Source organism: Lawsonibacter faecis (genome assembly GCF_014287675.1).
Classification (GTDB): Bacteria; Bacillota; Clostridia; order Oscillospirales; family Oscillospiraceae; genus Pseudoflavonifractor; species Pseudoflavonifractor faecis.
In genome coordinates this window covers 1-25,938 of sequence record NZ_JACOPQ010000004.1, presented here as the reverse complement: position 1 = coordinate 25,938, position 25,938 = coordinate 1, and the positions used below count along the sequence as shown (strand labels likewise).

The window sequence follows — 25,938 nt, the reverse complement described above, 5'->3', positions numbered from 1 at the left end:
CCCTATTTATTTCAGAATGTAATTTGCCTCCGGGCAGATATTCCGGAGGCCCAGTCACAAAAGGGTGCGGCTGAGTTCCCCTGCGCAGGCGGCGTCGATTTTAGCTGCCAGGCACCCATTCTCCCCCGTGCTGCGGACGAACAATGGGTACACCCATGCGATGGATGCAGCCATTGGCCGCCCGCGGGCCATATAACGAATATCGTGGGGGCGCGTAGACCGCGTCCCTGGCAATGGGGCCCCCGCGAAGCCACTGGGGCTTTGTGGGGAGAGGAGGAGCAGCGCAATGAGAGAGCCCGTTCCCCCGCGAAACGGGCGAAGGATATGGAGCTTGCTCAGGCAATGGGGCCCCCGCGAAGCCACTGGGGCTTTGTGGGGAGAGGAGGAGCAGCGCAATGAGAGAGCCCGTTCCCCCGCGAAACGGGCGAAGGATATGAAGCTTGCTCAGGCAATGGGGCCCCCGCGAAGCCATCGGGGCTTTGTGGGGAGAGGAGGAGCAGCGCAATGAGGGAGCCCGTTCCCCCGCGAAACGGGCGAAGGATATGGAGCTTGCTCCGACGATTGAGGTGAGGGATTTGGAAGAAAGAACGGCCATACGACTGAAAGACATCACCAAAACCTTCGGTGAGGTGGTGGCCAACGACGCCGTCAGCCTGGATGTGGACTGGGGCGAGATCCTGGCCCTGCTGGGGGAGAACGGCAGCGGCAAGACCACGCTGATGAACATGCTCTCCGGCATCTATTTCCCCGACAGCGGCGAGATTCAGGTGGACGGCAAGACGGTAACCGTCCGCTCCCCCAAGGACGCCTTCGGTCTGGGCATCGGTATGATCCACCAGCACTTTAAGCTGGTGGATGTTCTGACGGCGGCGGAGAACATCATTCTGGGTCTGAAGGGGCAGGGCAAGCTGGACCGGAAGGCGGTGGCCCGGGACATCAAGGCCATCAGCGAAAAGTACGGCTTCGATATCGACCCGGGCCAGAAGATCTATGATATGTCGGTCTCCCAAAAGCAGACGGTGGAGATCGTCAAGGTCCTCTACCGGGGCGCCAACATCCTCATTCTGGATGAGCCCACCGCGGTTCTCACCCCCCAGGAGACCGACAAGCTCTTCGCCATCCTGCGCAATATGAAGGCCGACGGCAAGGCCATCATCATCACTCACAAGCTCCACGAGGTGATGGACATCTCCGACAAGGTGGCCGTCCTGCGCAAGGGCAAATACATCGGCACCGTCAATACATCCGAGACCGACCCCCAGAGGCTTACCGACATGATGGTGGGCCGGGCGGTGAGCCTGGACATCGACCGACCCCGGGCCGAACACCGCAATCTCCGCCTGGAGGTGGAAAACCTCACCGTCCTCAGCGGCGAGGGGGTCAAAATGCTCAGCGGCGTGTCCTTCTCCGCCTTCGGCGGCGAGATCCTGGGCATCGCGGGCATCGCCGGCAGCGGCCAGAAGGAGCTGCTGGAGGCCATCGCCGGACTGCAGAAGGCCCAGGCCGGGGCACATATCCGCTATTTCCCGCCTGAGTCGGAGGAGCCTATCGCCGGGAAGCATATACCGGTCAAACGGGACGGGGAGGAGCTGGTGGGGAAGAACCCCACCCAGATCGAGAAAATCGGCGTCTCCCTGGCCTTCGTGCCCGAGGACCGGCTGGGCATGGGCCTGGTGGCGGGCATGGACATGGTGGACAACATGATGCTCAAGACCTATAAAAACGGCAGAGGCCCCCTGGTGGATCGCAGGCCCCCAAAAAAGCTGGCCGAGGACCTGATTTCAGAGCTGGAGATCGTCACTCCCGGCGTCGGCACCCCCGTGCGCAAGCTCTCGGGCGGCAATGTGCAGAAGGTTCTGGTGGGCCGGGAGATCGCCTCCAGCCCCACGGTGCTCATGACCGCCTACCCGGTCCGGGGGCTGGACATCAACTCGTCCTACACCATCTATCACCTGCTCAACGAGCAGAAGATGAAGGGTGTGGCGGTCCTCCTGGTGGGTGAGGACCTGGACGTGCTGCTGGAGCTGTGCGACCGTATCCTGGTCCTCTGCGGGGGCAAGATCTCCGGCATCGTGGACGGGCGGAGCACCACCAAGGAGGAGGTCGGCCTGATGATGACGCATCTGCCCGGCGGGCGCGAGGCGTCCGCCGTATCCGTTTTGCAGGCGGGCCGGACGGAGAGGGGGGAGGACCAGTGAGCAGCCAGGTCAAAGCCGCCGCGCTCCGAGAGCCCCTGGTCCGCATTGCCAAGCGCACCGACATCTCAAAGGGGCAGGCCTGGGCAATTCGAGCCGCCGCCATTCTCCTGGCCCTGGTGGCCGGGGGTCTCATCGTCCTGGCCATGGGGCATAATCCCTTCCTGGTCTACGCCGACATGGCCGGCGGCGCCCTGGGCAACAAGACGGGCCTGAAGGAGACGGTAAAGATTGCCGTGCCCCTGTTGGGGGCGGCCCTGGCCATCGCCCCGGCGTTCAAGATGAAGTTCTGGAACATCGGCGCCGAGGGCCAGATTCTGGCCGGCGGCATCGCCGCCACCTATTTCGCCCTCTTCTGGGCGGATAAGCTGCCCCAGGTCCCCCTGCTGCTCCTCATGTTCCTGGCCGCTGCGGTAGCGGGGGCCTTCTGGGGACTTATCCCCGCGGTATTCAAGGCCAAATGGGGCACCAACGAGACACTTTTCACCCTCATGCTCAATTATATTGCCCTGGGCATTGAGCAGTATCTTCAGAACGGCCCCTGGAAGGACACCAAGGGCACGGGCTTTCCCATCATCGCCCAATTTGCCAAGGGGGCGCGGCTGCCCAAGGTCTTCGGCGTCCACGCGGGCTGGATCATCGTGCTCATTTTCGTGGTGCTGATGTTCCTCTACCTCCGGTACACCAAGCAGGGCTATGAGATCTCCGTGGTGGGCGAGAGCGAGCCTACCGCCCGGTACGCGGGCATGAACGTGTCCAAAATTATTATACGCACCATGTGCATCTCCGGCGCGATTGCGGGCGTGGTGGGCTTTATGACGGTCTCCGGCGCGGACTACACCCTCAACGCCAACACCGCCGGCGGCGTGGGCTTCACCGCCATCACCGTGGCGTGGCTTGCCAAGCTCAACCCCATCGTCATGGTCTTCATCGCGGCGTTCCTGGCCGTCCTCACCAAGGGTTCGGGCACCATTCAGACGAATTTCGGCATTCCCAAGTCCATGGCCGACGTGCTCACCGGCATCATCTTGTTTTTTATGCTGGGCTGCGAATTCTTCATCAACTACCGGCTGATTTTCCGTGGAAAGGGGGAGGCGCACCATGGGTGATTTTAATTTGGCAGGCTTCCTCACCGCCGCCGTCCTGGCGGGCGTGCCGCTTCTCTTCGGTACACTGGGCGAAATTCTTACCGAGAAATCCGGCAACCTGAACCTGGGCGTGGAGGGTATGATGTTCATGGGGGCCGTGGGGGGCCTGGCCGGACCCTACTTCTATGAGCAGGTCGGCGGAACCAGCCAGATCATCGCCGTGCTGCTGGGGCTTGTTCTGGCCTTCCTCTGCGCCGCCTTCGGCGCGTTTCTCTACAGTGTGCTCACCATCACCCTCCGGGCCAACCAGAACGTGACCGGCCTGGCCCTCACCATCTTCGGCACCGGCTTCGCCAACTTCTTCGGAGAGGCCATCGGCAGCACCAACGCCAGCAATTATATGTCCGTGGGCAAGCCCACCGTGGACGCCTTCAACAACGGCATTATGGGGCTCAAGGGCGCCGGCGGCGTGGGGGATTTCTTTGCGTCCATGAACTTTATGGTGGTGCTGGGTCTTCTCCTGGCGGGCTTCCTGGCCTGGTTTCTGGGCCGAAGCCGGAAGGGGCTGAACCTCCGGTCTGTGGGCGAGAGCCCTGCCACCGCCGACGCGGCGGGCATCAACGTCACGGCGTACAAATACCTCGCCACCGTTTTGGGAGGCGGCATCTGCGGCCTTGGCGGGCTGTATATCGTCATGAACGCCTCCAGCGGCGTGGGCGGCACCTGGGTCCATAACTGCGTGGGCGGCCGTGGGTGGATTGCCGTCGCCCTGGTCATCTTCGCCACCTGGAGTCCCACCCGCGCCATTCTCGGCAGCCTGGTCTTCGGCGCGCTGTCCATCATGCGGCTTTACATCAACCTGGGGATTCCCGCGCAGATTTACAGCATCTTCCCCTATATTGCCACGGTAATTGTCCTGATTGCTGTCAGTATGCGGAGAAAGCGCGAGAATCAGCCGCCCAACAGCCTGGGACTGGCATATTTCCGGGAAGAGCGGTAATTTGTGCAGCGAAGATACCTCCCACTGATTTTCGCGCGCGAATGCGCATAAGCCGCCGCAGGTGCGGCGTCCAAGCGTTTGGCCCGCGGGCCAAACCTTGATGCCAGGCGGATTGATTCCGCCTGAGCAGATAAAATCAAGGGGCCCCCGCGGGGCCTGCCCCGTGGGGACGGAATCAGCCGCCCAACAGCCTGGGACTGGCATATTTCCGGGAAGAGCGGTAATTTGTGTAGCGAAGATACCTCCCACTGATTTTCGCGCGCGAATGCGCATAAGCCGCCGCAGGTGCGGCGTCCAAGCGTTTGGCCCGCGGGCCAAACCTTGATGCCAGGCGGATTGATTCCGCCTGGGCAGATAAAATCAAGGGGCCCCCGCGGGGCCTGCCCCGTGGGGACGGAATCAGCCGCCCAACAGCCTGGGACTGGCATATTTCCGGAAAGAGCGGTAATTTGTGCAACGAAGATACCTCCCACTGATTTTCGCGCGCGAATGCGCATAAGCCGCCGCAGATGCGGCGTCCAAGCGTTTGGCCCGCGGGCCAAACCTTGATGCCAGGCGGATTGATTTCGCCTGGGCAGATAAAATCAAGGGGCCCCCGCGGGGCCTGCCCCGTGGGGACGGAATCAGCCCCCCGACAGCCTGGGACTGGCATATTTCCGGGAAGGGCGGCAATGAATAAAAGGTGAGGGGCGCGCGGCTTATACCGCGCGCCCCTCTTATGCGTTTTCGTAAATAATGCAGTACGCCGCATGGTCGTTTCAAAGTCGGCTATATGCCGCAGTTTCTACCCCAGTCTCCAAATTTTTGCCGAGCAGGGCTCCAATATCTGATTCTGCGCCAGTTCCACCATTTCCCCGGAAATCAAATCCGTGGCCCTTCCGGCGAACCCGCCGAGATTGGCGGTGCTGGGCGCGTCGTCCAGATTCACCGCACACAGCGCACGCTCCCCCTCATACTCACGGAGAAAGACAAGCTGGCGGTTGGTGATAACCACCGTACGGTACCCGCCGTGACACAGGGCCATGCTGCCCGTCCTGGCCCGGGTCAGGGCCGAGATTAGATTCGTCAGCTCGTTCCACTCCGGCGCGTCCAAACAGGGCCGCAGGGCGGCGTCCCCGTCCCGCTTGTCGCCCTTCACGCCCCACTCGCTGCCGTAGTAAAGGCAGGGCACGCCCGGCATGGCAAAGAGCACGGCGTAGGCCAGGGGGAGGCAGCGTCCGTCCTTCAGATTGCTGGCCAGCCGCGTTACGTCGTGGTTGTCCGCGAAGGAGAAGAGGTGGCTGCCCCGGTAGAGGGCGTAGAGGTCGTCGGAGAACATCCGGCTCAGGGAGTGGTTGATTTCAAAAAGATTCTTGTCGTTGAAGCTGGACCAAAGGCCCTTGAAGCACTCGTAATTGGTGCAGGAGGGGAGCATCTCGCCGTTCAGTATGCGCCTGTAGTCCCCGCCCAGAATTTCGCCGTAGAGGAAGAAATCGCTTTTGAGGCCGCCGCAGAACCGCCGCAGGGCCTTGAGAAAATCACCGTCCAGGCAGTAGGCCACGTCCAGCCGCAGGCCGTCGATATCAAACTCCTCCACCCATTTGGCAATGCAGGAGAAGAGATAGTCCGTCACCTGTGGGTTGCGCAGATTGAGCTTCACCAGCTCAAAATGCCCCTCCCAGCCCTCGTACCAGAGGCCGTCGTTATAGCCCGAGTTGCCGCCGAAGTTGATGAAAAACCAGTCCCGGTATGGGCTGTTCTCCCGGTTGCGGACGACGTCCTGAAAGGCCCAGAACCCCCGGCCCACATGGTTGAAGACCCCGTCCAGCACCACCCGGATACCCCGCCGGTGGAGGTCGGCGCATACCGCGCGAAAGTCCTCGTTGGTGCCGAGGCGGCAGTCCAGGGTCAGGTAGTCCCGGGTGTCGTAGCCGTGGCAGTCGGATTGGAAGATCGGGTTAAAGACCACGGCCCCCACGCCCAGCCGCTCCAGATGGTCCCCCCAGTCCAGGACCCTGCGGATGCGATGGACGGTGGCGCCGTCGTTCTCACGGGGCGCGCCGCACAAGCCCAGGGGGTAGATTTGATAAAATACGCTGTTATATGCCCACACGGTGTTTGCTCCTTTGCCCTTGGATTTGATACTCCCTTATCTTGGGGGAAGGGGGCCGCGAAGTCAATAGATGATTTGCCCCGAGTGTCTAAAAAGGACCGTTTGAAAAACTCTCCCCCCGAAAGAGCCTATCAAAAAGAGCGCGCTGCAAAACGTCTGGTTTGCAGTGCGCCCGTTTTTTTACACGCCGGCCGTCTCACCCAGGGCGGCGCGGTACACGGCCTCCACGTCGGCCTTCTCCGCATGGCCCTCATGGACCTTCTTGCCGTTCACATAGTAGGAGGGGACATAGTAGTAGTCGTAGGAGTCGGCCAGGGCCGCCTCTCTGCGCTCGTCCACCACCCGGACGGGAATGTCCTTCCAGCCGGGGTGCTCCTCGAGCAGCTCGTCCATAAGTTTATGAGCCAGCCGGCAGTGGGGGCACCCTGCCATCACAAACATCAAAATCTCCTGCATGGGGTTCTCCTTATCTCCGCACCTCAAATTTTACGTCGATCTTTCCGCCGCAGACCATGCCCAGCTGGGCCGCCTTGGGGGATAAATCATAGGTTCTCTCCAGAGGCCCGCCGTTATTCCCCCAGAGCTCCAGCGCGTCCTTCCTGGCCTGGAACTCCACCGAGCCGCCGCCGATGGTGCCGATGGTGGAGCCGTCGGGCCGGACCAGCATCCAGGCGCCCTCGCCCCGGGGGGCGGAGCCGGTCTTCCTGGTGATGGTCACCAGCACGCCGGGATCTTTTTCCGGAGCGGGCACCACTGCGGGCCCCAGCCGTGCCCGCTCCGCCACCAGCTCCGCGGCAATGGACACCGCCACCTCCGCCGGGGTCTGGCCGCCGAGCCTAATGCCGATGGGCGAGTGGACGGCGTCCAGCACCTCCTGGGGGAAGCCCTCGGACAGAAGGCTGTCCATAACCGCCTTGATTTTGAGTCTGCTGCCGATCATCCCCGCGTAGGCGTACTGCCCCCGCAGGACCTGAGCGAGGCAGTCACGGTCAAAGGCGTGACCCCGGGTGACAATGACGTAGTAGTCGCCGGGGCGGCTGCCCAGCGTCTCCAGCGCCTTGGAAAAGGGCATACAGAGGGTCTGCCCCACCATGGGGAAGCGCTCCGGGTTGGCGAACTCCTCCCGGTCGTCGACGACGGTGATGTCAAACTCCAGAATAGACGCGATATGCGCCAGGGCCAGGGACACGTGTCCCCCGCCGCAGATAATAAGACGTTCCATAGTATCCTCCGTTTAATTCAAATAGGCCTTTTTCACGCCTTGCCAGGCATTGATGTGCTGCGAGCCCCTGTCTGCTCGGGAAAACGGAGCAAAAAACTTAAAAAAGCAGCCCGCCGGCTCAATCGCAGTGCGCCGCCGCCAACGGCCCGCCCGGTGAGCGGCGTTACCGCCCGGCAGAGGTTCAAGCGTTTACGCGGCTTTGGTACATCCCGCCCCGCATGGCCTGCTGCTATCCGACCGCGGGGTTACGCCTCTGAAAATACAGCAGCCCCTCCAGCACGCCGCCGCCAATGGCGCGGGCCTTGTCGGAGATGGTAAAGCAGTGCCGCACCTCGCACCGGGGATCGATATCCCCGGACTTCATGCCCTGAAAGACCTCCAGCCCGGCGGGGAGCATCCCGCGGACCACGCCGTCGAGCTGGGCGGCGGTCTCCACGCCGTTTACCCGGGCCACCACGTCGCCCTTCCGCACTGTCTGGCCGATCTCGGCCACCGGTTCAAAGGGGCCGTCCGCACCGGCGCGGATGATCCGCTCCCTGCTGAACCCTCCGATATCCCCCGGCACGCCGGTGTTGGGGATGGCCGAGCCCTCGGTGAGGAGCCGCCCCAGGTCATGCCCCCGCATGGTCTCCACCACGCCGTGACAGTCCACCCCGGCGGTAAAGCCGGGGCCCAGAGCCAGCACGATGGGAGCGTCGTCGATGGCTGTACCGATGTTCTTCTTTGCCAGGATGGCGTCCACAACGGCGTCAAACTTCATCTCCCCGCGGATCTCTGCCGCAGGGTCCACCAGAACGGGGATCTCGCCCCGGTCCAGAATTCTCCGGGCCTCCCCGGCGTCCGCCGCCCGCCGGGCGGTGATGCCCTCCACGGTGACGGCGCCGTCGTAGATACACTGGCAGAAAGCCACAGTCCGCCGCACGGCCGTGGGCTTTTCAATGTCCGTCATCACCAGGGTGAAGCCCGCCCGGTACAGCCGGATGGCCGTGCCTGTGGCCAGATCTCCCGCGCCCTTAATTAAAACCAGCATAATCCGCCCTGCTCCTCCTCCGTATAACAAGTGACGACCGTGGGAATCCCACCGGCCTTCAGTATCCCGGCAACCTCGCCTGCCAGAGCCTGCCGGGCGGGCTCGTCCGCCTTGTTGAGAATACAGCGGAAGGCCATGTGTTCTCCCACATGCTTTCGCCCGCCCCTGGGGCTGGAGAGAATGGCCGCCACGTCGGCGGGACCCACCAGCGCGTCCATAGGCTTGTCCAGCAGGTCGCAGACCTTCTCCGGCCGGTGACAGACCACGCCGATCTTACCCCCCAGGCTGTCCATACCCGCCACGGCGATGACCGCGTCCGCCTCGGGCGGGATGACCGGCTCATGGTCGGCGGGGACCTTCAGGGGATGAAGCCGCGCGCCGTCGGCCTCCACCAGCACCACGTCCGCCGCGGCCAGGCAGGCGGCCACGTCGCCCCCCGTCATCTTGTCCCGCCGGTCCAGCCGGCCCACGGTCAGAATGCCGTAGGTCTTCAAAAGCGCCCGCAGCCTGGCGGGGTCGGACTCGTCCACCAGGAAGAGGGAGGGATGGGGCATGATGTGGGTGGTGGTGGTCACCACCACCGTTTTTCCCGCGTCCCGGGCCTCCTTTGCCAGGGCGTACATATTGGTGGTCTTGCCGCCGCCGCCCACCAGCGCGAGAAGCCGGTGGCGGTCCATGTCCAGACGTAGTCTTTCCCATAAATTCATTGGTATTAACCCCCCGACGCGTCCCGGAGACGCATTAAACACTCAGATGTTCCCATAAAATTTTAATGCCGATGCCGATCAGAACCAGTCCCCCCAGAACCTCCGCCCGCCGCTGGAAGAGACAGCCCAGCCGCCGGCCCAGCAGTCCTCCCAGGATGGAAAAGGTAAAGGCAACCAGGCCGATAATACCCGCCGCCAGCAGGATATCCACTTCAATAAACGCCATCGAGACCCCTACCGCCAGCGCGTCGATGCTGGTGGCCAGGGCCAGACCTGCCAGACGCCGGGCGGACAGCTCCGTGGGGCCGGGCTCCACGCCGCAGGGGCTGCTCAGCGCCTCCCATACCATCCGCCCGCCGATAAAGGCCAGCAGGCCGAAGGCAATGTAGTGGTCAACCGCCACGATGTATGCGCTGATGCTGCTGCCCGCAAACCAGCCCAGCAGGGGCATGGCGAACTGGAACGCGCCGAACCAAATGCCCAGCTTCACCGCCTGGCGCCAGGAGAAGCCCCGCACCGAGATGCCGCTGGACACCGAGACCGCGAACGCATCCATGGCCAAACTGACCGCAATGAATAATATTTCCAGCACAACACTACCCCCAGATAATAACACATATCAGGAATTTATGCTACTCCCTTGCGCAACATGAGAAAAATGGATAAAATGACTTCAAATATAAGCCGCCCCTTGCGGGGCGGCGATGCTTGCACAGAGGAGGCCCCTATGGACCACGAGTACTATATGCGCCAGGCCCTGGCCCTGGCAGAGGAGGCTATGGAGGCGGGGGAGGTTCCCGTGGGCTGTGTGATTGTCTGGGAGGGGGAAATCGTGGGCAGAGGACGCAACCGCCGGGAGGAGGACCGCGACGCGCTGGCCCACGCGGAGCTCCAGGCCATTCAGGAGGCCAACCGGACCCTGGGCGGCTGGCGCCTGCACAAGGCGCGGATGTATGTGACCCTGGAGCCCTGCCCCATGTGCGCCGGGGGGATTATCAACGCCCGTATTCCCGAGGTCTACTACGGCGCGCGGGACGACAAGGCCGGGGCCTGCGGGTCGGTCGTCAACCTCTTTGAGGAGCGGTTCAATCATAAGCCACGGCTGGTGGGCGGCATTCTGGAGGAGGAGTGCGGCGCGCTCTTGCAGGTTTTTTTTCAAAAAATACGGGACAAGCGGAAGAAAAACAGTTAGCTGCCTGCTGTTTCTAGAATAAAAGGTCCATTTTGGGGGAAAACTGCTCCTGAGGTGAGAAAGATGGCAAAGCAGGGCATGAAGCGCCCCGAGGTGACCCACACCCAGCCCCGGAACGACGTTCCCCCCGTTCCAGAGCTCCAGGGCAGGGCAAAGCGGACCAAAGAGAAGGCAAAACCCATTACCGAATGACGAATCGGTACAAAAGACAAAAGTTATCCCCATTCGACGTGCGGGATGGGGATAACTTTTTATATTTAAATCATTTGTAACAATTGAAGCTTACATTTGTAACAGTCTCCTGGTAACATAATACTTGCAAGAGACAGCGACTTCTTTTCATTCTATCCTCCAATCCTTCGGACATGGCAGCGGCGCAAGCCGCTGCCATGTCCACGTTTCGCGGCTTTTTTACAGCGCGGAGGGTACGTTACGGCAACTTTACATAAAAGATGAAAGATTTAAAGCTCTTGTAACATCTTTCACTTTCTCTGTTAACATCTCTCGGTTATGATAATACCTGCAAGAGACAGTTTCTTTTCATTTCATTGTATCCTCTTTCCTTCGGCTGAGGCCGGACGCCAGGAGCGGGCGTCCGGCCTTTGTCGTTGTCCGGGGGGAGGGCCGGGCGCGGGAGACGCTGGGCAGCTGCCCCGACAGGCCTCATATGAGGCCTTCAGCCGCTAAAAAACGCGGGACAAAACCAACGGTTTTGTCCCGCGTTTTAATTTATTCACGGGGCGGGAGGTCGGCCTGTGTGTCCACGTCCAGCAGCTCCCGCTCCGTTCCGGCCTCCACCAGGAGGAGGCGGTCCGGGTGGGCGCGGATGACCGCGCCGCCGCCCCGGTCGCCGGTGAGGGCGGAGAGCTCGCCGTAAAATTCCCTGGGAAAGAGGCAGGGGTTGCCCTTGCGGCCCCGCCAGGAGAGGGCGATGATACTGCCGGACGCGGCCTCCGGTGCGGAGAGGACCCTCTGGACGCTCTCCACAGTGAGCCAGGGCTGGTCGCTGACGGCAAAGAGTGCGGCGTCGGTGCCGACCAGGGCCGCGAGACCCAGGCGGATGCTGGAGGAGATGCCCTCCGCCGCTGCCGGGTTGGGGACGGCCGTATAGCCCCGTTCCTCCGCCAGGGAGAGGATCTCGGGGTACTGGCTGACCACCGCCGCACATTGGAACAGTCCGGGCGGGTAGGCGGCCATGGCCCGGCGGATGAGGGGTGTGCCGTCCACCTCCGCCAGGAGCTTATTTGCCCCGAACCGGGAAGCGAAGCCCGAGGCCATGAGGATGAGACCGACGCGCATGGTGGACAACTCCTTTGGACGTAAAGAGTAAAAAGGGGCGTGGAGCGGGAGCGCACGACAAAGGCCGCACCTGCGAAGGGGCGCGCCGTACCTGTGGGGCGGCGCCTCCCATGATAAAGGGTGAGAGGCTTGAGCGCTACCGCCAGAACTGGGCGCTGCCCCGGCGGACGAAGCCGCCCCGGTTTTCCCGGACCAGCCTGCCGCCCTCAACGACGCGCTCGCCGCTGAGGTAGACGGACTCGGCCCGGCCCTGGACGCTGCAGCCCTCATAGGGGGTGTAGTCCACGTTCTGGGTCTGGTTCTCCACGGAGATGGTCCAGCGGGCGGCGGGGTCCCAGACCACGATGTCCGCGTCGCTCCCCACGGCCAGCACGCCCTTATGGGGATACATGCCGAAGAGCCGGGCGGGGTTTTCCGCCAGGACCCGGGCCATGTCCACCGCCGTAATGCGGCCTGCGGCCACTCCCGCCGTGTACATCAGCACCGGTCGGTGCTCCACGCCGGGCATCCCGTTGGGAATTTTGGAGAAGTCGTCCCGCCCCAGGGTCTTCACGCCGTCGTAGTCGAAGGAGCAGTGGTCGGTGCCCATGGTATCCACCTCGCCGGCGGCCAGAGCCTCCCAGAGGGCGGCGTTGTCGGCGGCGGCGCGGAGGGGGGGCGAAAGGACAAATTTGGCGGATTCAAATCCGGGGAGTTGATATTTGCTTTCATTCAACAGAAAGTATTGTGGACAGCTCTCAATATACAGCTCCTGGCCCCGGCTGCGGGCAGCCCGGGCCACCTCCAGCCCCCGCCGGGTAGAGAGATGGACGATGTTCACCGGGTACCCGGCCAGCTCCGCGATGGAGAGCCAGCGGTCAATGGCCTCGGCCTCCACCAGAGGGGGACGGGAGCGGGGGTGGGCCGAGGGGCCCATGTGCCCGGCGGCTTTTTGCGCCCTGATGCCCTCGGTGACCAGGTCGCCGTTCTCACAGTGGCAGCCCAGCACGCCGCCCTCCTCCCCCACCGCGCGGATGACCTCGTAGGCGGCGGCGTCGGAGACCCGGAGGTTGTCATAGGCCAGATAGACCTTGTAAGAGGTGATTCCCGCGGCTGTCATGTCCTTCAGCTCGGCCCGGATGCGCGGGTCCCAGTCCTTGATGGTCATATGGAAGCTGTAGTGGCAGGAGGCTCTGCCGTCCGCACGGCCGTGCCAGGTATCCAGCGCGGAGGCCAGGGAGCAGCCCCGCAGCGGCTCGGCGAAGTCCAGCACGCAGGTGGTGCCCCCCACAACGGCGGCCCTGGTGCCGGTTACCCAGTCGTCTGCAGTCTCGTTGGGAAGGCCCTTGTTCATCTCAAAATGGGTGTGGGTGTCGATGAAGCCGGGAAAAATGAGTTTACCCGCCGCATCCACCGGCGCGCTGTCCCCAAGGGGAAGGCAGGGGCCAATCTCGGTAATTTTCCCGTCCGCAATGCGCAGGTCGGCCTTGGTAAGGCCGGTGGGGAGGACCAGGGTGCCGTTTTGAATCAGTGTGGACATGATGCACCTCCGATAGATTGATGAGTTTAAGGCTCCCGTCGAGGGGAGGCCGGGACAATCAGTATAACAGGTAGGAGTAGTCGGTGACGATGGTCTCGATGAGCTCCTGGATGCCGGAGGGGAGGGGGGAGTCCTCGTCCATGAGGGTGGTGTCGATGGTGACGCCGTCCAGCCGGACCCGGACCAGGCGGTCGATGGGGTCCAGCAGGACAAAGCCGTCGTTGCTGCTCTGTTGGAAGTCCGCCGCCGCGCCGAAGACGGTGAACTTGTCCCGGTAGGGAGCGCTGTCGTAGGGACAGAAGGCAGCGCAGTTGCCGCACTCGTTGCAGAGGCCGTCGATATGGACAATCTGGGGCATCCGACGGGTGGGGACCACTACGGCCACGTTGGCCCGGTTGGGGCAGACCCCCACACAGGTCTCGCAGAGGGTGTTGCACTCCAGGCACCGCTCGTACTCCCGACGGGGGGAGCGGGGCTCCTGGAGGATGCCTTTTTTGAGCATGGCCTCCCCCCGCCGCCCGGCGGGCAGCGGCCTGTGGGGAACGGGGGACGCGCCCAGAATGGCCTCGGCCACCGCTGCGGCGTCGGCGATGGCCTCCACCACGGTGGAGGGGCCTCTGCGTGCGTCGCCCGCCACGTAGATGTTGGGCGCGGAGGACTCCAGGGTGCCTGCCTTGACAATGGGCAGGCCGTGCCGGGGCTCGGAGGCCACGCCGTAGGCGGCCAGGGTCTCGCCGTCCACCCGCTCGCCCACGGCGGCGACCACCAGGTCGGCGGGGATGGTCACGGTCTCACCGGTCTCCACGGGGATACGGCGGCCCGACGCATCGTACTCGCCCAGCTCCAACAGGCTGCACGTCAGCTCCCCGTTATGCCAGGACACGGGGGAGAGCAGCTCCTTCAGCTCCACGCCGACCTTGGCGGCCAGCTCCAGCTCCTCCAGGTCGGCGGGCATATAGCGGCGGGTGCGGCGGTAGATGATGGACACCTCCTCCACCCCGGGGAGCCGCTTGGCGGCGCGGGCCGCGTCCATGGCGGTGTTGCCGCCGCCGATGACCGCCACCCGGCGGGGCCTTCGGTGGAGCGCGCCCCACGCCCGGCAGCGGCCCAAAAAGTCCAGGGCGTTCATGGCGGGGCTGCCCTCCAGGGGCAGTTCGCCGGGGGACCAGGCCCCCACGGCCAGGACGATGTGGGTGTACCCCTGGTCGAAGAGCTTCTCCGGCAGGGGAGCGGGGGTGTTGAGGCGGATGTCCACCCCCAGCTGGGTCAAAAGCTCGGCGTCGGCCTCCACGGCCTCGGGGGAGATGCGGAAGTGGGGGATAATGTGGCGTACAACGCCGCCCAGGGCCTCACGCAGCTCAAAGAGGGTGACCGCAGCCCCGCCCCGGGCCAGGAAGAAGGCCGCGGCCATGCCCGCCGGCCCCCCGCCCACCACGGCCACCTTTAAATCCGGGCGGCTGGCGAGGGGCCTTATCTCCGGCAGGACGGTCTTCCACCCGCCCTCGGCGGCGGCCAGCTTGGCTTCACGTATACGGATGGGAGTCTCGTAGAAGGCGCGGGTGCACTTTGCCGCGCAGGGGTGGGCGCAGATGCTGCCCGTGATGTGGGGCAGGGGGTTGCGGTCCAGAATCACCCGCAGGGCCTCGGCCTGGCGGCCCTCTCCCAGCAGGCGGATGTACTCGGGGATGTCCTGGTGGATGGGACATCCCCCCTTACAGGGGGCGGTAAAGCAGTCCAGCAGGGGCACATGGGCGGAGAGCTTCCGGGGCGCGGCGGGCTTGGCGGGCTTTGTATAGTGGGCGTCGGTCCGGGCGGCCTTGGCAAGGGCCGTCACCGCCGCCGGGTCCACCATGTCGGGACAGCTGAGGCCGGAGAGGAGCTTTGCCATCTGGCTCAGACGCTGGTAGCCGCCGGGCTTCAGGAGGGTGGTGGCAACCGTGACGGGCCGGATGCCCGCGGCGCAGAGGGCGCGGACATTGAAGGCGTCCGCCCCGCCGGAGAAGGAGATGGGCAGGCTTCCGCTGAAGACCCGCCCCAGCCGCTCGGCCAGGGCGAGGGCGAGGGGGTAGAGGGCCTTGCCGGAGAGGTACATCTCCCCGCCGGGCAGCTCCCCCCGGACGATGTCCACGGGGAAGGTGTTGGTGAGCTTCACGCCGAAGGCGCGGCCCTGGGCCGCGGCCAGGTCCATCAGGCGGTCCAGCATGGGTACCGCTTCCTCGAACTGGAGGTCGTCCAGGAAGTGGCGCTCGTCAAAGACCAGGTAGTCGTACCCCATGGCGTCCAGTGTCTCCCGGCAGAACTCATACCCCAGCAGGGTGGGGTTCAGCTTCACGTAGGTGTGCAGGCCCTTCTCCGTGAGCAGATGGGAGGCGATGGCCTCGATCTCCCTGGGCGGGCAGCCGTGGAGGGTGGAGAGGGTGACACTGGCGCAGAGCCGGGGGTCGATGGTAGTCAGGTACGCCTCGTCCACGTTGTGAAGCCGGGGCAGGAGGGCCCGGGCGGCCTCCATGCAGTCGGACCAGACGGGGAGGGCGGCGGCATTTTTGAGGCCCTCGATAAAGCCGTCAATTTTGGGCGAGCGGATGCCTGCCAGGTCGTACCCCACGCTCATGTTGAAGAGAAAGCCGTCCTCGCTCCCCAGGCCCAGCTCCCGGGAGAGAATTTTCAGGACGAACCAGGCCTTGACGTACTCGTCCAGGGCCTGGGGGACGGTGAGCTCGGTGGACCACTCCACATTGCAGCCCTCGTCCTCTGCCAGAATGCAGGGCTTTTCCACGTGGAGGGCCTCGCCGTCCAGGGTCTGGACGGTCTTCAGCTCAAAGAAGCGGGCGCCGCCCACATATGCGGCCACGATGTTCTGGCAGAGCTGGGTGTGGGGTCCGGCGGCGCTTCCCAGAGGAACCTCCGCGCCGCCGCCGGGCAGGGGCACGGCGCGCGCGGGATCCCCCCGGAAGGCGGGGGACACGCCGAAGACCGCGCCGGAGGAGAAGTACTCGGAAAAAATACCGTCAAGCAGCTTGCCGATGGGGATGGGGCGCATACGGTCGGACATATGGATTACCTCGATTCCCGTAGTGTGGTGGTTAAATCGGTCTCGTGGGCAAAATAAGCAAAAAAGCCCTCTCCTGAGTCAGAGGACCCAAAAGAAAGCCCGCGCGCGGAGCGCTCCGTTACAGCTCGGTATGGAGTTGTAAAGAGAGTGTTTCATGGATTCATTGTAGCAAAGGGAAGAGGGAATTGCAATGAGAACGGGGGAAGAAAAGAGCGGGAAAAATGAAACGGAAAAGAGCGGGGAGGGGGGAGCCGCCGTTAAGGTCAGCGCCGGGGCGGGCCCGCCTATAGAAACACCCCCGGGGACGCACGGCGCGTCCCCGGGGGTGATAATCAAAACTGATTCAGGCCATAGCCATCTCCCGCACCCGGGAGCGGCGCCAGTAGCCCGCCACCTCGGCGGTGGCGCAGAGCTTGTCGGACAGATTGACCACAAAAGCCTCCCTGCAGCGGGGCATCCGCCGGGCCAGGGGCCACATGTGGGAGATGATGATATTCTGCTCCTTGGGGGTGAGCCGCCCGCAGAGGGTCTCGGCGTTTCTGAGGGCGAACTTGGGGTGGTCGAAGCACTGGTTGCCGGGATGGGCAGTGCGGTCCTTGGGATTGTAGAGGTACAGGTCGTGGAGCAGGCCGCCCCGGGCCGCCGCCACATAGTCCAGATTCCACCGCCGGGCCAGCCGGAAGGCGATATAGGCCACGAAGACCGAGTGCTCATAGCAGCTGGTGCCGGGATGGTGAGGGATGCGTTTCATGGAGTGGACCTCGTCGGTGGTGAGGAGATCTCCCACGCAGGAGACGAAGCACTGCCAATTGATATCGTTGACAACCGTCATGGACAGTTCACCTTTCTCAGGGCGTACCGGCGGGGATAGCAGCCCGCCCCGTTGCGCCCCTGGCTTTATTTTTATGAGGCCATTATATATCACGGTTTTGGGTTTGTCATGTCTAAAAAGCAAACTGTCAATAAATCATCATAAATTCTTAAAGATTCCAGGCTGGAAGATGTGTATACTGACTGTACTACCCGGACTCATACAGTTGCCGGGACGGGAAAGGGGAAGCCCCATGATCTCTCTCAACTACAGGGACGCGCGCCCCATCTACGAGCAGGTAAAGGACGGCCTGCGCCATCTGGTGGTCACCGGAGCGCTCCAGGCCGGCGACAAGCTGCCGTCGGTGCGGGCGCTGGCGTCCAATCTGGCCATCAATCCCAACACCATTCAGCGGGCCTATGAGTCCCTGGAGCAGGAGGGGTATCTCTACTCCGTGCAGGGGAAGGGGTCCTTTGCCGCGCCCCAGACCGACGTGAACCGGGACCGCCGGGAGCGGCTTTTGAAGCAGTTTGACGATTCCGCGGCGGAGCTTCTGTTCCTGGGGCTCACACCCGACGAGCTGGCCCAGCGGCTGCGCCGGGCCCGGATTGCTCCGGTGGCGGGAATTCAGCAGGAGGTGCGCCCATGATACAGGTCCTGGATTTGGTCAAGAGCTTCGACGGCTTCAAGGCCCTGGACGGGCTGAATATGACCGTCCCCGACGGCGCCATCTACGGCCTTGTGGGGCCCAACGGCGCGGGCAAGTCCACCGTGCTGCGCCACATCACCGGCGTGTGGCGGCAGGACGGCGGCGATGTGCTGGTGGACGGCGAGCGGGTGTATGAAAACGCCGCCGTCAAGGCCCGCATCGCCTCCATCCCCGACGAGTTTTACTACTTCCTCTCCGCCTCCACCAAGGATATGGCGGGGTTCTACCGGGGCTTCTACCCCAGGTTCGACGCCGCCCGGTACGCAGCGCTGCGGGATGTGTTCACCACCGTGGACGAGAAGCAGTCCATCCGCCGCCTCTCCAAGGGGATGCAGAAGCAGGCCGCCTTCTGGCTGGCCCTGTGCTGCCGGCCTGATATCCTGGTGCTCGACGAGCCGGTGGACGGCCTGGACCCGGTGATGCGGCGGCAGGTATGGGGCCTTTTAATGGGGGACGTGGCGGAGCACGGCACCACGGTGCTGGTGTCCTCCCACAATCTGCGGGAGCTGGAGGACGTGTGCGACCATGTGGGCATCCTTAACCACGGTAAAGTGCTCGTGGAGCGCAGCCTCTCCGATCTCCAGGAGAATCTGGTGAAGATGCAGATCGTCTTCCAGGAGAAGGTTCTGCCGCCTCTTCCGGACGATATGGAGGTCCTCAATATTTCCCAGGTGGGACGCATTCACACGCTTATTATACGCGGATCCGCCGTGGAGGTCACCAACCGGCTGGCGGTCTACGCGCCCATCCTGATGGAGGCCCTGCCCCTCACGCTGGAGGAGATCTTTATTTATGAGCTGGGAGGTGAAGACTATGCAGTCCGGGACATCGTGCTCTAAAGCGCCCAATCCCTGGTGGAACGCGGCGCTGCTCAGGAAGAACGCCACGCGCTTCTGGCCCATCTGGGGGGCCTACGGCGCCGCGCTGCTGCTGATGCCCCTGCTGCTGCTCACCGACGGGCTGAACCGGAGGCCACCCACGGTATCTTACCTGTCGGAGTCCATTCTTGTTATGGCCTGCCCCATCGGGCTGGTGCTGGCGGCGGTCTTCTCCATCCTCGCCGCCATGGCGGTCTTCTCCTACCTCTACAATCCCCGCAGCGTGGGGCTGATGCATGCGCTGCCCATCCGGCGGGAGGGGCTTTTCCTTACCAACTACGTCTCGGGATTGGCCTTCATGGTGGTGCCCCAGGTCGTGGTTTTCCTGCTGACCCTGGGTGTCAGCGCCCTCCTGGGGGCGGTACCCGTGGGCGCACTGATCCAGTGGCTGCTGAGCCAGGTCTGCTTCGTGCTCTTCTTCTACTCCTTCGCCGTCTTCTGCGCCATGTTTACCGGAAACATCCTGGCTCTGCCGGTGTTCTACGGCGTTCTTAACTTCCTGGCCGGGGGACTCTATCTGCTGCTCAATCAACTGCTGCAGCAGTTTGTCTACGGCTACTACGGGTCCTACATCATGGAGCGGGCGGCCTACTGGCTTACTCCCGCCCTGGTTTTTTACCGGGCGGGGGAGGTGGCGGTGACGGGCGGGGGCGGCTACCGCCTGTATGGGCTTCATATCATCCTGCTCTACGCCCTTGTGGGACTGGTCCTGGCGGGCGCCGCCCTGGCGGTCTACCGGCGCAGGAGCCTGGAGACCGCGGGGGACGTGGTGTCCGTGCGGTGGGTGCGGCCGGTCTTTAAGTACGGCGTGGCCTTCTGCGTGGCCGTGACCCTGGGGCAGTTTCTCTATTTCCTTTTCGGCGGCGTGCTTCCCGGTGGAATCTGGCCCATGCTGTGCCTCATCCTCCTGAGCGGCCTCATCGGCTACTTTGCCTCCGAGATGCTGCTGCGCAAGAGCTTCAGGGTATTTGCGAAGAGCTGGAAGGGCGGCCTGGCCCTCTGCCTGGTGCTGGTGGGCGCCTGCTGCGTCATGGATTTCGACCTGCTGGGCTTCAACCGGGCCCCCAGCGCCGACCGGGTGGCGGCGGTGCAGGTGAGCGGCCTCAACACCTGGCCCAGCGACGACGCCTCCAACGCCAGCTTTTACCTCACCGACCCCGAGGACATCCAGGCCGTTCTGGACCTCCACAGCACCATCGCCCGGGAACGCCGGGAGCTGCAGGAGGGGCTCATCAGCGGCTTAAACAATTACGAGTACGGGGAGTACAACCAGGAACGGCTCTATCTCTACTACGAGATGGCCGACGGCACCTCCCTCTCGCGGCGGTACGAGCTGCCCCTCTATCTCGCAGACCTCAGCGACCCGGAGTCCATCACCGCCCAGATTGCCGCCCTGGCCGGCCGGTGGGACCTGGTGGAGGGACAGTATTTTAACAAAATCCCCGGGGACGCGGAGCTGGTGGAGGTGAGCATCGACCGCGTGTTTGACACCGCCACCGCCACCTATAACAGCGTGATCGCCGACACTGAGGCGGACCGGGAGGCCCTGCTGGCCGCGGTGAAGGCCGACCTGGCCGCCGGGCGGATCGGAAAGCGGTTCCTCTTTGAGGACGCGGAGCGGCGCAGCACCTGCTACACCGCCAATCTGCGGCTTATCTTCTACCGGTCCTCCACCGTGCTGGACGAGGATGGGAAGCCCTATGACCGCAGCTGGGACGGCCGGGTGGAGATCTCCCTCCAGACCACGGCCACCGAGACCCTCAGGTGCCTCACGGAGCTGGGCCTCATCGACGACGCTCACATCCTGGTCACCCATGACCAGGATGTGAGCGAGTACGAGACCAGAGCGGAGACGAATGCCGCGGGGGAGGCGGAGGAGTGGGTAATCCGGGCCGCGGACGAAGCCCTTCCGGCTGAGGCTGCGCCCCGGACGCCTTAAAGATACTTGAAATAACGCAGGAACCCCGGCGGTCCATCGGACCGCCGGGGTTCCTGCGCATGATGGGGGCGGACAGCGCGCCGCGGGCGGGACAGGGCGCGGGGAACATGCGCAGAAAAAACGGCCCGGTCCGATGCACAGACACCGGGCCGGGCCGTTGACGCGGCTTTTTGTGGAAACCAAAGGTTCAAGTCCTGCGGCGGTGAGAGGCTGAATGGAGCCTTGCGGGGGTGGAGGCTCCGTGCTCTGCCCGGTCAGGGGCGGATATCCCGCGCGCCGAAGGCGGAGAGCAGAGCGCCCATTTCCGGCTTCACCAGCATCGGCTCGCCCGCGGCCCGTATGCCGTTGGCGGTGTCCTTTAGGCCGTTGCCCGTGACCACGCTGACCACGGAGGAGTCCGGGTCGATGAGGCTCAGCTCCAGAGCCTTCCTGACTCCGGCGGTACCGGTGACTCCGGCGGGCTCACCGAAGACGCCGCAGGTGCGGCCCAGCAGCCGCATGGCGGCCAGAATTTCCTCGTCGGAGACGTTCACCACCACGCCCTGGGATTCCCGGATGGCGGCCAGGGCCTTGTCCGCGTTCCGGGGAACGCCCACGGCGATGGAGTCGGCCAGGGTGTTCTCCTCCATGGGGGTCCAGGGCTCTCCGGTGGCGATTGCGCGGTTCAGGGGGCAGCAGCCCTCGGCCTGGACGGAGATCAATTTGGGGAGACGGTCGATAAATCCTGCGGCGTAGAGGTCCTTGAGGCCCTTCCAGGCCCCGGCGATGGTGCAGCCGTCGCCCACGGAGAGGGCGATATAGTCGGGCACCTGCCAGTGGAGCTGCTCCATAATCTCCAGCGTCACCGTCTTCTTGCCCTCGGAGAGGTAGGGGTTGATGGCGGCGTTGCGGTTGTACCAGCCCCACCTGTCGATGGCGGCCTTGGAGAGCTCGAAGGTGTCCTCATAGGAGCCGTCCACGCTGATGACGGTGGCCCCGAAGATCATGAGCTGGGCCACCTTGCCCTTGGGCGCCCGGGAGGGGACGAATATGTAGGTCTTGAACCCCGCCGCCGCTGCGTTGCCCGCCAGGGAGGAGGCGGCGTTCCCGGTGGAGGAGCAGGCGATGGTGTCCGCCCCCGCCTCCCGGGCCTTGACCACCGCCATGGCGGAGGCCCGGTCCTTGAGGGAGGCGGTGGGATTCTGGCCGTCGTCCTTGATGTAGAGGGTGTGAAGGCCGAGCGCCTGCGCCAGGGCGTCCGCCCGGTAGAGCGGGGACCAGCCCACCCGCAGGGGCGTGGGGGGCGAATCCGGCTCCACGGGGAGGAAGGGGCGGTAGCGCCACATGGAGTAGTCGCCGCAGCGGGCCAGGCTCTCCCGGGAAAAGACGGATTTGATGTAGTCATAGTGGTACTCAATGTCCAAAATGCCGCCGCAGGCGCAGGTAGTAATGCCGGGAAGAGCCTCGTACTCCCTGCCGCACTTGGTACATTTGGCACAGCGGACGTTTTTCATGCTTTCAACCTCCGTTTTTGGGTGATGCGGGGAGAAGGGGATGGGAAACGCGCGGCGCGCCGGGAAAAGGGCCGCGGTTTTTACAGCGCTTTCAGCACGCCGGTGGCCTCGTTGAAGGCACAGATCAGCTCGTCGAGGGCGTCGGCCTGGCTGTGGACGCCCTTCCAGGTCCGGTCCTCGTCATACCAGAGGTCGTTGAGCTCCTGGGCGGTCTTGCCCTGCTGCTCCACCCAGGTGTAGTACTTCAGGTTGTGGATGCGCTTGCGCTCCTGATAGGTCAGCTCCTCCATGGAGTCGGTGCGCACGCCCAGTATATGAAGGCTGTGGTCCACGGCGGCGGCCTTATCCGAATAGGGGCCGTACTGGTCCGCCAGCTCCTGGATGCGGGAGCCGTACATGCTGGCCGAGTCGGTGAGGACGGTGGCCACCACGTCCCGGGCGGTGAACTCGTAGTACTTGGCCATCTTGATGCAGCAGAGGACGTTGGCGATGCCGCTGATGCCCAGCCACGAGAGCTTTTCAATGGTCTCGTCGTCCACCCCGGCCTCCTCCTTGAGGTATCGGAGGCCCGCGGGATCGTTGAAGAGGCGGAGCAGACGCTGGGAGTCCTCGTCATCGATGGCGATGACCATATCGGTGTTCTTGACGTTATGAATCCAGGGGATGTGCTTGTCGCCGATGCCCTCAATCCGGTGGTCGCCAAAGCCGTTATTCAGAATGGTGGGGCACTGGAGGGCCTCGCCCACGCCCAGCTTCATGCCGGGGTAGCGCTCCTTGAGGTAGTCGCCGCAGCCGATGGTGCCGGCGCTGCCGGAGGTGAAGCAGGCGCCCGCCAGGCTGTCGCCCGGGCGCTTGACGGCCTCGAAGAGGGTGGCGATGGCGTCACCGGTGACCTGGTAGTGCCAGAGGTGGTTTCCCATCTCGGCGAACTGGTTGAAGATCATGCAGTCAGGCTCCTGGGAGAGCTCGTGAGTCTTGTCGAAGATCTCCTTCACGTTGGACTCGCAGCCGGGGGTGGCGATGATCTCGCCGGCGATGGTCTTCAGCCAGTCGAACCGCTCCCGGCTCATGCCCTGGGGCAGGATTGCGACGGACTTCACGCCCAGCAGCTTGGAGTTGAACGCGCCGCCCCGGCAGTAGTTGCCGGTGGAGGGCCAGACCGCCCGGTGGTAGGTGGCGTCGAACTGGCCGGTGACCAGACGGGGCACCAGGCAGCCGAAGGAGGCGCCCACCTTATGGCAGCCGGTGGGGAACCACTTGCCCACCATGGCCACGATCCGGCAGGGCACGCCGGTGAGGGAGGGGGGCAGCTCCACGTAGTTGGGCACGGCCTGAAACAGCCCGCCGGTCTCCTTGGCCTCGTTCTTCCAGGTGACGCGGAAGAGGTTCAGGGGGTTCACGTCCCACAGGCCCACGTCCTTCAGGGCGTCGCGCACCTTGCCGGGGATGGTGTCGGGGTGCTTCATCTGCTGGTAGGTGGGGATGACGACATGGTTCTCCCGGGCCTTCTTGATGTTTCGGTCCAAATTTTCGCGGTTCACGCTCAGGTCGATCATTGCACTGCCTCCTTCGATTTATTGTCATCTAAGTAACTGTACAGTGTATACTTGGAGATCCCAAAATAGTTTGCGATCTTATCGCCGGACTTGGTGATGAGCAGGGCGCCTGAGTCGGAGAGGAAACGGACGGCCCGCACCTTGTCCTCACGGTCCATGAGGGCAACGGGCTTGCCCACCAGGGCCACCGACTCCTCCAGCAGATCGTCCAGCAGGTCCGATACGCTGCGGGTGATCCGCTCCGGCTCCCGGCCGGACTCCTCCCGGGGACCGGTGAGGGACTTGAGGGCGGTCTCCACCGTCAGGAGGGCGGAGATATCGTAATTGATGGCGAACACCGCCTCGGGCACGCCGTCGGCATTGCCGATATAGAGGGTGGTGGACTTTAAAATCTTTCCGTCCGGGGTGCGGGTCAGGTAGGCCAGATGGTCCTCCGGGGCCTTGGCCCCCTCCCGCAGCAGGTCCAGCACCGCGTGGGACGGGCCGCCCCCCAGGCTGCGGCCCGTCACCTGGCCGTTTTCAATATGGACCACCGTGTGCTCCAAATCTTCCACCGTCAGGTCGTGAATCACCACCTCGCAGGAGGGGCCGAACTCCGCGGCCAGACCGTGGGCCATCTGCTTGAGCAGGGTGAGGCGCGCTTCATCCAACATGGGCAGGGCTCCTTTCCGGGGATGAGAGTTTCTTTTCTCCATCATAGCACAGGCGCGGGAGAAAGCAAGCAGAAAATAAAAAAGTTTTAGGCGTGCTAAAAATTTATCAAGGAATGCGTCCCAATGTTTACAAAATGTCTGTTGATTCAACCGGATAAGAGACGATATGATAATACGAAACCGGAATGAAAAGGGGGCTTTTTACATGAGTAAGTTTGAAGAGATTCTGAAAGAACTCGGCACGCTGGATCTGAGGGGGATGTACGGGCAGGATTTTCTCCTCACCTGGGACAAAAGCATGCAGGAGCTGGGCGGGGTCTTCGCCGTGGCGGACGCCCTGCGCAACCTGCGGGAGCGGAATATCTCCACCCGGATTTTTGACTCCGGGCTGGGCGTCTCCCTCTTCCGGGACAACTCCACCCGCACACGCTTCTCCTTCGCCAGCGCCTGCAACCTGCTGGGCCTGGAGGTCCAGGATCTGGACGAGGGCAAGAGCCAGATCGCCCACGGCGAGACCGTGCGCGAGACCGCCAACATGATCTCCTTCATGGCCGACGTCATCGGCATCCGGGACGATATGTACATCGGCCGGGGACATGCCTATATGCAGGAGGTCTCCGATGCGGTGGCCCGGGGGAAGGCCGACGGCGTCCTGGAGCAGAGGCCCACGCTGGTAAACCTCCAGTGCGACATCGACCACCCCACCCAGTGCATGGCAGACGCCCTCCACCTGGTCCACCACTTCGGCGGCGTGGACAAGCTGCGGGGGAAGAGGATTGCCATGACCTGGGCCTACTCCCCCAGCTACGGCAAGCCCCTCAGCGTGCCCCAGGGCGTGGTGGGACTGATGACCCGCTTCGGCATGGATGTGGTGCTGGCCCATCCGGAGGGCTACGAGATCATGCCCGAGGTGGCGGAGCTGGCCCGGCGCAATGCGGAGCAGAGCGGGGGACGGTTCAGCGTTGTGAACGATATGGACGCGGCCTTTGAGGGGGCGGACATCGTCTACCCCAAGAGCTGGGCCCCCTTCGCCGCCATGGAGGAGCGCACCGGGTTCTACGGCGCGGGGGACAGCGCGGGCATCGCCGCGCTGGAGCAGGAGCTGCTGGCCCAGAATGCCCGGCACACCGACTGGGAGTGCACGGAGCAGCGCATGGCCCGCACCAACGGCGGGCGGGGGCTGTACCTGCACTGCCTGCCCGCCGATATCTCCGGCGTGTCCTGCAATCAGGGAGAGGTGGCCGCCAGCGTCTTCGACCGCTACCGCACGCCCCTGTACCGGGAGGCGTCCTTCAAGCCCTATGTGATAGCGGCGATGATTTTCCTCGCCCAGGTGGAAAACCCCGTGGAAATGTTGAAATCCCTTGAGCGGGAGGGGAAGAGCCGGAAAAAGAGATAATAGCCACGCGCCTCGGCCTGCCGAACGTCCCTCGGGACGTCGGGGCGCTATGTCCTCCGATTCGCCCCGGAACCGGAAAGCCTTCCGTGAGACGGCCTTCCTGG

Annotated in this window: 22 protein-coding genes; 9 read left to right on the top strand and 13 right to left on the bottom strand. The window is 63.8% G+C overall.

Annotated features, from left to right (window positions below; all coding sequences use genetic code 11):
* Positions 1–575: 575 nt before the first annotated feature.
* Genes H8S62_RS05970 through H8S62_RS05960 form a run of 3 tightly spaced genes read left to right on the top strand, consistent with a single transcriptional unit; the run spans position 576 to position 4,283 of the window.
* Entirely contained in the window at positions 576–2,198 is a 1,623-nt protein-coding gene (locus H8S62_RS05970) for an ABC transporter ATP-binding protein (RefSeq protein ID WP_186918775.1), read from the top strand.
* The gene (locus H8S62_RS05965; RefSeq protein WP_173023924.1) at positions 2,195–3,304 is read left to right on the top strand and encodes an ABC transporter permease subunit; all 1,110 of its coding nucleotides are present in this window, start codon (positions 2,195–2,197) and stop codon (positions 3,302–3,304) included. The genes H8S62_RS05970 and H8S62_RS05965 overlap by 4 nt, the downstream gene beginning before the upstream one ends.
* Positions 3,297–4,283 (top strand): ABC transporter permease, encoded by a 987-nt coding sequence (locus tag H8S62_RS05960; RefSeq protein ID WP_155150539.1) that lies wholly within the window; start codon positions 3,297–3,299, stop codon positions 4,281–4,283. The genes H8S62_RS05965 and H8S62_RS05960 overlap by 8 nt, the downstream gene beginning before the upstream one ends.
* A gap of 784 nt (positions 4,284–5,067) precedes the next feature.
* Here the strand turns inward: H8S62_RS05960 and H8S62_RS05955 are convergent.
* The 6 genes from H8S62_RS05955 to H8S62_RS05930 all read right to left on the bottom strand — a co-directional run bounded on the left by H8S62_RS05955 (position 5,068) and on the right by H8S62_RS05930 (position 9,926).
* Complete coding sequence (locus H8S62_RS05955; RefSeq protein WP_186918774.1) at positions 5,068–6,375, bottom strand: alpha-amylase family glycosyl hydrolase; 1,308 nt, start codon at positions 6,373–6,375, stop codon at positions 5,068–5,070.
* A gap of 180 nt (positions 6,376–6,555) precedes the next feature.
* Entirely contained in the window at positions 6,556–6,807 is a 252-nt protein-coding gene (locus H8S62_RS05950; protein ID WP_279233779.1) for a thioredoxin family protein, read from the bottom strand.
* 34 nt (positions 6,808–6,841) lie between these two features.
* Positions 6,842–7,597, bottom strand: coding sequence for an XdhC family protein (locus tag H8S62_RS05945; RefSeq protein ID WP_186918772.1), 756 nt, complete (start codon positions 7,595–7,597; stop codon positions 6,842–6,844).
* Between the two features lie 229 nt (positions 7,598–7,826).
* A complete protein-coding gene (gene yqeB, locus H8S62_RS05940) occupies positions 7,827–8,627 on the bottom strand; it encodes a selenium-dependent molybdenum cofactor biosynthesis protein YqeB (protein WP_155150529.1) in 801 nt (266 codons plus the stop codon).
* On the bottom strand, positions 8,615–9,334 hold the full coding sequence (gene yqeC / locus H8S62_RS05935) for a selenium cofactor biosynthesis protein YqeC (RefSeq protein ID WP_186918771.1): 720 nt from the start codon (positions 9,332–9,334) through the stop codon (positions 8,615–8,617). The genes yqeB and yqeC overlap by 13 nt, the downstream gene beginning before the upstream one ends.
* A gap of 34 nt (positions 9,335–9,368) precedes the next feature.
* Positions 9,369–9,926 (bottom strand): manganese efflux pump MntP, encoded by a 558-nt coding sequence (locus tag H8S62_RS05930; protein WP_341481025.1) that lies wholly within the window; start codon positions 9,924–9,926, stop codon positions 9,369–9,371.
* 135 nt (positions 9,927–10,061) lie between these two features.
* On the opposite strand from H8S62_RS05930, the gene tadA reads away from it, so the two are divergent.
* Both tadA and H8S62_RS18320 read left to right on the top strand, forming a co-directional pair.
* The gene (gene tadA / locus H8S62_RS05925; RefSeq protein WP_155150523.1) at positions 10,062–10,526 is read left to right on the top strand and encodes a tRNA adenosine(34) deaminase TadA; all 465 of its coding nucleotides are present in this window, start codon (positions 10,062–10,064) and stop codon (positions 10,524–10,526) included.
* A gap of 63 nt (positions 10,527–10,589) precedes the next feature.
* Complete coding sequence (locus H8S62_RS18320) at positions 10,590–10,718, top strand: hypothetical protein (RefSeq protein ID WP_256285871.1); 129 nt, start codon at positions 10,590–10,592, stop codon at positions 10,716–10,718.
* A 537-nt stretch (positions 10,719–11,255) separates the two neighbouring features.
* On the opposite strand, the gene H8S62_RS05920 is transcribed toward H8S62_RS18320, so the two are convergent.
* The 4 genes from H8S62_RS05920 to H8S62_RS05905 all read right to left on the bottom strand — a co-directional run bounded on the left by H8S62_RS05920 (position 11,256) and on the right by H8S62_RS05905 (position 17,228).
* Positions 11,256–11,825 carry a nucleotidyltransferase family protein gene (locus tag H8S62_RS05920; RefSeq protein ID WP_243141964.1) on the bottom strand — a complete coding sequence of 190 codons (570 nt, stop codon included), beginning with the start codon at positions 11,823–11,825 and terminating at the stop codon, positions 11,256–11,258.
* A gap of 136 nt (positions 11,826–11,961) precedes the next feature.
* Positions 11,962–13,344, bottom strand: coding sequence for a dihydropyrimidinase (gene hydA, locus H8S62_RS05915; RefSeq protein WP_155151305.1), 1,383 nt, complete (start codon positions 13,342–13,344; stop codon positions 11,962–11,964).
* A gap of 58 nt (positions 13,345–13,402) precedes the next feature.
* Positions 13,403–16,396 (bottom strand): putative selenate reductase subunit YgfK, encoded by a 2,994-nt coding sequence (gene ygfK, locus H8S62_RS05910; RefSeq protein ID WP_155151301.1) that lies wholly within the window; start codon positions 16,394–16,396, stop codon positions 13,403–13,405.
* 343 nt (positions 16,397–16,739) lie between these two features.
* Positions 16,740–17,228, bottom strand: coding sequence for an HD domain-containing protein (locus tag H8S62_RS05905; protein ID WP_186918770.1), 489 nt, complete (start codon positions 17,226–17,228; stop codon positions 16,740–16,742).
* Between the two features lie 232 nt (positions 17,229–17,460).
* Between H8S62_RS05905 and H8S62_RS05900 the strand changes: the two genes are divergently transcribed.
* Genes H8S62_RS05900 through H8S62_RS05890 form a run of 3 tightly spaced genes read left to right on the top strand, consistent with a single transcriptional unit; the run spans position 17,461 to position 20,733 of the window.
* Entirely contained in the window at positions 17,461–17,856 is a 396-nt protein-coding gene (locus H8S62_RS05900) for a GntR family transcriptional regulator (protein WP_155151296.1), read from the top strand.
* A complete protein-coding gene (locus H8S62_RS05895; RefSeq protein WP_155151291.1) occupies positions 17,853–18,755 on the top strand; it encodes an ABC transporter ATP-binding protein in 903 nt (300 codons plus the stop codon). Before H8S62_RS05900 ends, H8S62_RS05895 begins: the two co-directional genes overlap by 4 nt.
* On the top strand, positions 18,709–20,733 hold the full coding sequence (locus H8S62_RS05890) for a hypothetical protein (RefSeq protein WP_186918769.1): 2,025 nt from the start codon (positions 18,709–18,711) through the stop codon (positions 20,731–20,733). Before H8S62_RS05895 ends, H8S62_RS05890 begins: the two co-directional genes overlap by 47 nt.
* A gap of 254 nt (positions 20,734–20,987) precedes the next feature.
* On the opposite strand, the gene thrC is transcribed toward H8S62_RS05890, so the two are convergent.
* The 3 genes from thrC to H8S62_RS05875 all read right to left on the bottom strand — a co-directional run bounded on the left by thrC (position 20,988) and on the right by H8S62_RS05875 (position 24,435).
* Positions 20,988–22,226, bottom strand: coding sequence for a threonine synthase (gene thrC, locus H8S62_RS05885; protein ID WP_186918768.1), 1,239 nt, complete (start codon positions 22,224–22,226; stop codon positions 20,988–20,990).
* Between the two features lie 80 nt (positions 22,227–22,306).
* The gene (locus H8S62_RS05880) at positions 22,307–23,782 is read right to left on the bottom strand and encodes a pyridoxal-phosphate dependent enzyme (protein WP_186918767.1); all 1,476 of its coding nucleotides are present in this window, start codon (positions 23,780–23,782) and stop codon (positions 22,307–22,309) included.
* Entirely contained in the window at positions 23,779–24,435 is a 657-nt protein-coding gene (locus H8S62_RS05875) for a helix-turn-helix transcriptional regulator (protein ID WP_155151281.1), read from the bottom strand. Before H8S62_RS05875 ends, H8S62_RS05880 begins: the two co-directional genes overlap by 4 nt.
* A gap of 205 nt (positions 24,436–24,640) precedes the next feature.
* Here H8S62_RS05875 and ygeW point away from each other — a divergent pair, with 205 nt between their 5' ends.
* Positions 24,641–25,834 (top strand): knotted carbamoyltransferase YgeW, encoded by a 1,194-nt coding sequence (gene ygeW / locus H8S62_RS05870; RefSeq protein ID WP_186918766.1) that lies wholly within the window; start codon positions 24,641–24,643, stop codon positions 25,832–25,834.
* Positions 25,835–25,938: the final 104 nt, after the last annotated feature.

Bases quoted from the DNA above. Each gene is read 5' to 3' on its own strand.
- H8S62_RS05960 (WP_155150539.1), top strand. From the start codon at position 3,297: ATGGGTGATTTTAATTTGGCAGGCTTCCTCACCGCCGCCGTCCTGGCG.
- H8S62_RS05950 (WP_279233779.1), bottom strand. From the start codon at position 6,807: ATGGCAGGGTGCCCCCACTGCCGGCTGGCTCATAAACTTATGGACGAG.
- H8S62_RS05945 (WP_186918772.1), bottom strand. From the start codon at position 7,597: ATGGAACGTCTTATTATCTGCGGCGGGGGACACGTGTCCCTGGCCCTG.
- yqeB (WP_155150529.1), bottom strand. From the start codon at position 8,627: ATGCTGGTTTTAATTAAGGGCGCGGGAGATCTGGCCACAGGCACGGCC.
- yqeC (WP_186918771.1), bottom strand. From the start codon at position 9,334: ATGAATTTATGGGAAAGACTACGTCTGGACATGGACCGCCACCGGCTT.
- tadA (WP_155150523.1), top strand. From the start codon at position 10,062: ATGGACCACGAGTACTATATGCGCCAGGCCCTGGCCCTGGCAGAGGAG.
- H8S62_RS18320 (WP_256285871.1), top strand. From the start codon at position 10,590: ATGGCAAAGCAGGGCATGAAGCGCCCCGAGGTGACCCACACCCAGCCC.
- H8S62_RS05920 (WP_243141964.1), bottom strand. From the start codon at position 11,825: ATGCGCGTCGGTCTCATCCTCATGGCCTCGGGCTTCGCTTCCCGGTTC.
- hydA (WP_155151305.1), bottom strand. From the start codon at position 13,344: ATGTCCACACTGATTCAAAACGGCACCCTGGTCCTCCCCACCGGCCTT.
- ygfK (WP_155151301.1), bottom strand. From the start codon at position 16,396: ATGTCCGACCGTATGCGCCCCATCCCCATCGGCAAGCTGCTTGACGGT.
- H8S62_RS05905 (WP_186918770.1), bottom strand. From the start codon at position 17,228: ATGACGGTTGTCAACGATATCAATTGGCAGTGCTTCGTCTCCTGCGTG.
- H8S62_RS05900 (WP_155151296.1), top strand. From the start codon at position 17,461: ATGATCTCTCTCAACTACAGGGACGCGCGCCCCATCTACGAGCAGGTA.
- H8S62_RS05895 (WP_155151291.1), top strand. From the start codon at position 17,853: ATGATACAGGTCCTGGATTTGGTCAAGAGCTTCGACGGCTTCAAGGCC.
- H8S62_RS05890 (WP_186918769.1), top strand. From the start codon at position 18,709: ATGAGCTGGGAGGTGAAGACTATGCAGTCCGGGACATCGTGCTCTAAA.
- thrC (WP_186918768.1), bottom strand. From the start codon at position 22,226: ATGAAAAACGTCCGCTGTGCCAAATGTACCAAGTGCGGCAGGGAGTAC.
- H8S62_RS05880 (WP_186918767.1), bottom strand. From the start codon at position 23,782: ATGATCGACCTGAGCGTGAACCGCGAAAATTTGGACCGAAACATCAAG.
- H8S62_RS05875 (WP_155151281.1), bottom strand. From the start codon at position 24,435: ATGTTGGATGAAGCGCGCCTCACCCTGCTCAAGCAGATGGCCCACGGT.
- ygeW (WP_186918766.1), top strand. From the start codon at position 24,641: ATGAGTAAGTTTGAAGAGATTCTGAAAGAACTCGGCACGCTGGATCTG.